The 6207-nt window shown below is 52.9% G+C and carries 6 protein-coding genes; all 6 read left to right on the forward strand.

Translation table 11 applies throughout. The features are described 5' to 3' along the window. Positions 1 to 78: 78 nt before the first annotated feature. The 6 genes from ACJO3M_RS03365 (at position 79) to ACJO3M_RS03390 (ending at position 6016) form a co-directional block, all read left to right on the forward strand. Positions 79 to 1650, forward strand: a complete 1572-nt coding sequence (locus ACJO3M_RS03365; protein ID WP_406999717.1) for a transposase — start codon at positions 79 to 81, stop codon at positions 1648 to 1650. A 118-nt stretch (positions 1651 to 1768) separates the two neighbouring features. Then, positions 1769 to 2200 (forward strand): hypothetical protein, encoded by a 432-nt coding sequence (locus tag ACJO3M_RS03370; protein ID WP_406999733.1) that lies wholly within the window; start codon positions 1769 to 1771, stop codon positions 2198 to 2200. 103 nt (positions 2201 to 2303) lie between these two features. Further along, on the forward strand, positions 2304 to 2963 hold the full coding sequence (locus ACJO3M_RS03375; RefSeq protein WP_406999735.1) for a hypothetical protein: 660 nt from the start codon (positions 2304 to 2306) through the stop codon (positions 2961 to 2963). A gap of 97 nt (positions 2964 to 3060) precedes the next feature. After that, positions 3061 to 3657 (forward strand): glutathione S-transferase family protein, encoded by a 597-nt coding sequence (locus tag ACJO3M_RS03380; protein ID WP_406999737.1) that lies wholly within the window; start codon positions 3061 to 3063, stop codon positions 3655 to 3657. 109 nt (positions 3658 to 3766) lie between these two features. Further along, positions 3767 to 4297, forward strand: a complete 531-nt coding sequence (locus ACJO3M_RS03385; RefSeq protein WP_406999739.1) for a hypothetical protein — start codon at positions 3767 to 3769, stop codon at positions 4295 to 4297. A gap of 147 nt (positions 4298 to 4444) precedes the next feature. After that, the gene (locus ACJO3M_RS03390) at positions 4445 to 6016 is read left to right on the forward strand and encodes a transposase (RefSeq protein ID WP_406999717.1); all 1572 of its coding nucleotides are present in this window, start codon (positions 4445 to 4447) and stop codon (positions 6014 to 6016) included. The last annotated feature ends 191 nt before the right edge of the window (positions 6017 to 6207 follow it).

The following is a 6207-nucleotide window of genomic DNA, read 5'->3' on the forward strand; positions in this document are numbered from 1 at the left end:
GCGTTGAGGCTGTAGAAAAACCCCGAAATCACCGCTTCGGTTTGGTAGGATCAGGCAAACGGACAAGGAGTCGTTGGCATGCCCCGCTTCAAGCATTACAACTACGACCAGGATGCCATGGTCGTGATCAACTACCAGGAACAGCTTCAACCCGGCACCTTTGAACACGCGGTGCACTACCTGATCGAACACAAGCTGGACCTGTCGGTGTTCCACCCCAAGTACCGCAACGAAGACACCGGCCGGCTGGCTTACGATCCGGCCATCCTGCTGAAGATCATCCTGTTTGCCTACTCCAAAGGCATCACCTCCAGCCGTGAGATGCAGTGGTGCTGCGAGACCAACATCATCTTCAAGGCACTATCCTGCGATACCGTTCCTCACTTCACGACATTGGCCAAGTTTGTCAGCAGCCATTCCGGCGAGATTGAAGAGCTGTTCGAGCAGGTACTGCTGGTGTGCCATGAACAGGGTCTTCTGGGCAACGAACTCTTTGCTATCGACGGCTGCAAGATGTCCTCCAACGCCGCCAAGGAATGGTCGGGCACCTTTAAAGAGTTGGGTGAGAAACGAGAGAAACTGCGACGACTGATCCGTCACCACTTGAAGGAGCATTACGAGCGGGATGAGGCGGAAACTGAGGCCGAACTGGATCGGGATATCCGTCGGGCGAACACCATCCTCTCGCTGGATGAAGCCATGAACAAAGTGGACCGCTTCCTAAAGACGAACCGCCCAAGGATGGGCCGGGGAAAGCGGAGCAAGGAAGTGAAGAGCAACCTGACGGATAACGAAAGCGCCAAGATGACCACCAGCAAGGGCACGATCCAGGGCTATAACGGCGTGGCCACGGTGGACAAGAAACACCAGGTGATCATTGATGCCCAGGCCTTTGGCGAAGGCCAGGAACACCACACTCTACAGCCGGTACTGGAAACCGTCGAAGCCCGTTACAAAAAGCTGGGCATCGCCGAGAGCATCTACCAACAAGGCACGGTCGTCACCGCCGACACCGGCTTCGCCAACGAAGCCAATATGAAGTATCTGCACGAACGGCAGATCAACGGCTACGTGCCAGACAACCGGTTCCGCAGCCGGGATCCGAAGTTCCAGAACCAGAAAGACAAGTACGGCAAACGCCATCAGAATTTGCCGGATACAGGCTGGAAGAAAACCATCCCGGCCAGTGAATTCCAGTTCGATCCAGTGAACCTGACGTGCATCTGCCCGGCGGGTAACGCCATTAGTTATCAGGGCACACGCGAAGCCGAGAATGGCAAAATCCGGGTGCACTTCGAAGGGCGTTTGCTGCAATGCCGACACTGCCCCAAGAAGCATCAATGTATGCAGAATCCGGCCTCCGCCGACCACCGAAAAGGCTCTGGCAGGCAAGTCTCGTTCACCATCGAGAACAAGCGCCTGCCCAACTACACCGACTGGATGAAGCACCGAGTGGATAGCCCGCAGGGCAAGGAAATCTACAGTCATCGCATGTCAGTGGTCGAGCCGGTGTTCGGCAATATTGGTACCACGAAGCGGCTGAACCGCTTCAGCCTGAGAGGTAAGAAGAAGGTACAGGGCCAGTGGCAGCTATACTGCCTAGTGCACAATATTGAGAAGCTGGCGAATTACGGGCGGTTAGCCGCGTGATGCAGGGACCAGAAGAGCCGGAAATGGGGCTTCTGGAAGTCAGCAATACCGGCGCTGGCAGCGCCAAATCGGCCGAAACTAATGGCTGAACAGCGGAGTCGCGATCATCGGCTAGCGGATGGCCGCTACAAAAATTTTAGGAACCAGGCGCTGGGGACGGCTCGAAATCGAGTTTTTCTACAGCCTCGTTAATGCTCACATGAATAGAAAGCTGGTACTGATTTTAAGTCTTTTGTTTCTAGTCTCCGCAGGGCTTAACCTCTATTTGTATACAGAGGTTAAGCGGTACGAAGAAGCGTGGGTAGAGCAGATAATTACCACAAGCGAGATTGAAGCCATCCTTAGAAATTCTGGGGCTGATACTTCATTTGAAAGTATAAAACGCTTGGCGATAGACAGGTTCGGAAGCGAGGCCGTTCGCGCTGTGGAGGTATCTGACAGCCACATCAAATGGGGTTCTGACAGGAATGGGTTGAAGGTGAACGAGAGCCTACTACTGTTTAAGGACGGCGTTTACCATGGAAGCAAGGCCAACCTTCCGTTGCATTAACAAGGCCAAGCACAGCGACAGCTTTTTCGTTGCGGCTTCGCCTCCACTACAAAGCTGCGCGTGTTGGTAGCGTTAATCAGAAATAATCTGGCAGAAGAAATCTATGCGAAGAAAGCACGAACAATCGATTATTGATGCATTTTCCAATTATTTTCTGAAGGTTGGCCGTCAACGAGGCCGCCAGACAAATCGATTCTCCTTGGACGGCCAAGACTCTGTGTTAGGCGGAGACTACATATTCACGGCTAACACAAACTTTGCTTTGGTTGAGTTCAAATACGAAAAAAGTGATTTGAAAGCCGAGGGCGACAAGCGATTGCGAAAACTTTTGTGTGAAAAGTTAGACGCGGACAAGGTAAGGCTGAGTCAAAGCTTGCAGTGCCATTTCATCGCTTGGTCACAAAAAGAAATGGCACGAAATATATACTTCAACAAATATCATCCCGAAATCTGCACCCGCGAAATTTTTCCTCAAGCTGAACTTCATCAGAAACAAAGTGATCCCTCTTCTAGAATTAGAGCAGAACAGATGGTTTCATCCTTTCTTAATGCTGAGCTGGGTACAAATTTCAGAACGTTTCGGCAATACACGCAGTGGCTACTGTCAATTGGTGAGACAGGAGAAGGCGGTGTTGAGTTGATGCTGGACAACCCAGATAGCAACGATTTGGAGATACTTGAGTTCAGCAATTTGGATCTAGTTAATGATTGGCTTGTTCAAAATGGTCCTAGTTCGACTCCATCACCGTCACCTGGGCCCTGATCTTGATTAACAATCGGCTGCACAGCGACCGATTTTCCGCTGCTTCGCAGCTCCAAACCGGCGCGTGAGCCGGGCGTTACATAGCAAAGGAGAGTGCGTGAAAATATACGGTGATACCAAATCAGGCAACTGCTACAAGGTTCAGCTCGTTTGCAGCCTGCTGAATATTGACCACGAATGGATTGATGTCGATATTTTGGCTGGCGACACTAAGTCTGACAAATTCTTGAAGAAGAACCCCAATGGCAAAATACCGTTGCTTGAGCTCGATGAGGGCGAGACCCTTTCTGAGTCAAACGCCATTCTCAACTATTTGGCAGGCGGGTCAGCTCTCTATCCAGATGGAAGTCTGGCTCAAGCACGAGTCCTACAATGGCAGTTTTTCGAACAATACAGCCATGAGCCGTTTATCGCGGTAGCCCGTTTCATCAATAAGTACCTTGGGCTTCCTGAGGAAAAGGCCGACGAATATGCTTCAAAGCAAGCGGGCGGCCACAAGGCGCTGCAAGTTATGGAGCAGCAACTTAGAAAAACACCATATATAGCAGGTCAGAACTTTACCACCGCAGACATCTCGCTTTATGCCTACACACACGTCGCTCACGAGGGTGGCTTCGAGTTGGAGGCCTATCCGGCCGTTCTAGCATGGCTAGACCGGGTGGCTTCATTGCCGAATTTCAAAGGTATGGCGTGATTGCCATGTAACAATCACAGTCACGGCGACGGCTACTACATTGCAGCTTCGCCTACATTCCGCAGCCGCGCGTGCTGCAGGCGTTATGCGCTAAGGAATAGTTGAGAGTATGGCATCGGGTGTATCGAATAAATTAACGGGACAGGTTGGGGAACACCTGGTGTCGGCAGTACTGGGGGCACTTGGCTACTACGCTTCCCCTTATTCTGGAAACGTTCCCGGATTCGATGTCACAGCGGTTCACTCTGAATCTCTCAAGTCATTTCCTGTTCAGGTTAAAGCGAGCACGAAGGGTGCGTTGGTTCAGTCCTCTATCGATAAGTGGTGCGACCACAGTATCGGCGAGGATAATCATCAAACAATTGGCCCATTGAAACCGCTCAAACATCCGAACTTGGTCTGGGTCTTGGTGCGGCTGGGTGATTCAGGAATCAGCGGAGCAAGATTTTTCATCTGTACTGAACGCGACATACAAGAGAAGATCGTCGCCCGGTACTCGGCTTTTATGGAGAGGCACGAATATCGCCGTCCTGGAGGCGGTGCTTCTCCGCAGGCGATTCTCAACATTAAGGACGTCGCCGAATTTGAGGATAATTGGAAAATTCTCCCGGACTATCAGGCTGACGATGGTCTCGCATAACCAGTGCAGGCACGGCGACGCCCATTACATTGCGCCTTCGGCTCCATTCCGTGGGCGCGCATGCTGCAAGCGTTGAGGCTGTAGAAAAACCCCGAAATCACCGCTTCGGTTTGGTAGGATCAGGCAAACGGACAAGGAGTCGTTGGCATGCCCCGCTTCAAGCATTACAACTACGACCAGGATGCCATGGTCGTGATCAACTACCAGGAACAGCTTCAACCCGGCACCTTTGAACACGCGGTGCACTACCTGATCGAACACAAGCTGGACCTGTCGGTGTTCCACCCCAAGTACCGCAACGAAGACACCGGCCGGCTGGCTTACGATCCGGCCATCCTGCTGAAGATCATCCTGTTTGCCTACTCCAAAGGCATCACCTCCAGCCGTGAGATGCAGTGGTGCTGCGAGACCAACATCATCTTCAAGGCACTATCCTGCGATACCGTTCCTCACTTCACGACATTGGCCAAGTTTGTCAGCAGCCATTCCGGCGAGATTGAAGAGCTGTTCGAGCAGGTACTGCTGGTGTGCCATGAACAGGGTCTTCTGGGCAACGAACTCTTTGCTATCGACGGCTGCAAGATGTCCTCCAACGCCGCCAAGGAATGGTCGGGCACCTTTAAAGAGTTGGGTGAGAAACGAGAGAAACTGCGACGACTGATCCGTCACCACTTGAAGGAGCATTACGAGCGGGATGAGGCGGAAACTGAGGCCGAACTGGATCGGGATATCCGTCGGGCGAACACCATCCTCTCGCTGGATGAAGCCATGAACAAAGTGGACCGCTTCCTAAAGACGAACCGCCCAAGGATGGGCCGGGGAAAGCGGAGCAAGGAAGTGAAGAGCAACCTGACGGATAACGAAAGCGCCAAGATGACCACCAGCAAGGGCACGATCCAGGGCTATAACGGCGTGGCCACGGTGGACAAGAAACACCAGGTGATCATTGATGCCCAGGCCTTTGGCGAAGGCCAGGAACACCACACTCTACAGCCGGTACTGGAAACCGTCGAAGCCCGTTACAAAAAGCTGGGCATCGCCGAGAGCATCTACCAACAAGGCACGGTCGTCACCGCCGACACCGGCTTCGCCAACGAAGCCAATATGAAGTATCTGCACGAACGGCAGATCAACGGCTACGTGCCAGACAACCGGTTCCGCAGCCGGGATCCGAAGTTCCAGAACCAGAAAGACAAGTACGGCAAACGCCATCAGAATTTGCCGGATACAGGCTGGAAGAAAACCATCCCGGCCAGTGAATTCCAGTTCGATCCAGTGAACCTGACGTGCATCTGCCCGGCGGGTAACGCCATTAGTTATCAGGGCACACGCGAAGCCGAGAATGGCAAAATCCGGGTGCACTTCGAAGGGCGTTTGCTGCAATGCCGACACTGCCCCAAGAAGCATCAATGTATGCAGAATCCGGCCTCCGCCGACCACCGAAAAGGCTCTGGCAGGCAAGTCTCGTTCACCATCGAGAACAAGCGCCTGCCCAACTACACCGACTGGATGAAGCACCGAGTGGATAGCCCGCAGGGCAAGGAAATCTACAGTCATCGCATGTCAGTGGTCGAGCCGGTGTTCGGCAATATTGGTACCACGAAGCGGCTGAACCGCTTCAGCCTGAGAGGTAAGAAGAAGGTACAGGGCCAGTGGCAGCTATACTGCCTAGTGCACAATATTGAGAAGCTGGCGAATTACGGGCGGTTAGCCGCGTGATGCAGGGACCAGAAGAGCCGGAAATGGGGCTTCTGGAAGTCAGCAATACCGGCGCTGGCAGCGCCAAATCGGCCGAAACTAATGGCTGAACAGCGGAGTCGCGATCATCGGCTAGCGGATGGCCGCTACAAAAATTTTAGGAACCAGGCGCTGGGGACGGCTCGAAATCGAGTTTTTCTACAGCCTCGTTA

Source organism: Marinobacter alkalisoli, from assembly GCF_045449795.1.
GTDB lineage: Bacteria > Pseudomonadota > Gammaproteobacteria > Pseudomonadales > Oleiphilaceae > Marinobacter.

Coding starts and splice junctions, on each gene's coding strand:
- ACJO3M_RS03390 (WP_406999717.1), top strand. CDS start 4,445: ATGCCCCGCTTCAAGCATTACAACTACGACCAGGATGCCATGGTCGTG.
- ACJO3M_RS03370 (WP_406999733.1), top strand. CDS start 1,769: ATGGCCGCTACAAAAATTTTAGGAACCAGGCGCTGGGGACGGCTCGAA.
- ACJO3M_RS03365 (WP_406999717.1), top strand. CDS start 79: ATGCCCCGCTTCAAGCATTACAACTACGACCAGGATGCCATGGTCGTG.
- ACJO3M_RS03375 (WP_406999735.1), top strand. CDS start 2,304: ATGCGAAGAAAGCACGAACAATCGATTATTGATGCATTTTCCAATTAT.
- ACJO3M_RS03385 (WP_406999739.1), top strand. CDS start 3,767: ATGGCATCGGGTGTATCGAATAAATTAACGGGACAGGTTGGGGAACAC.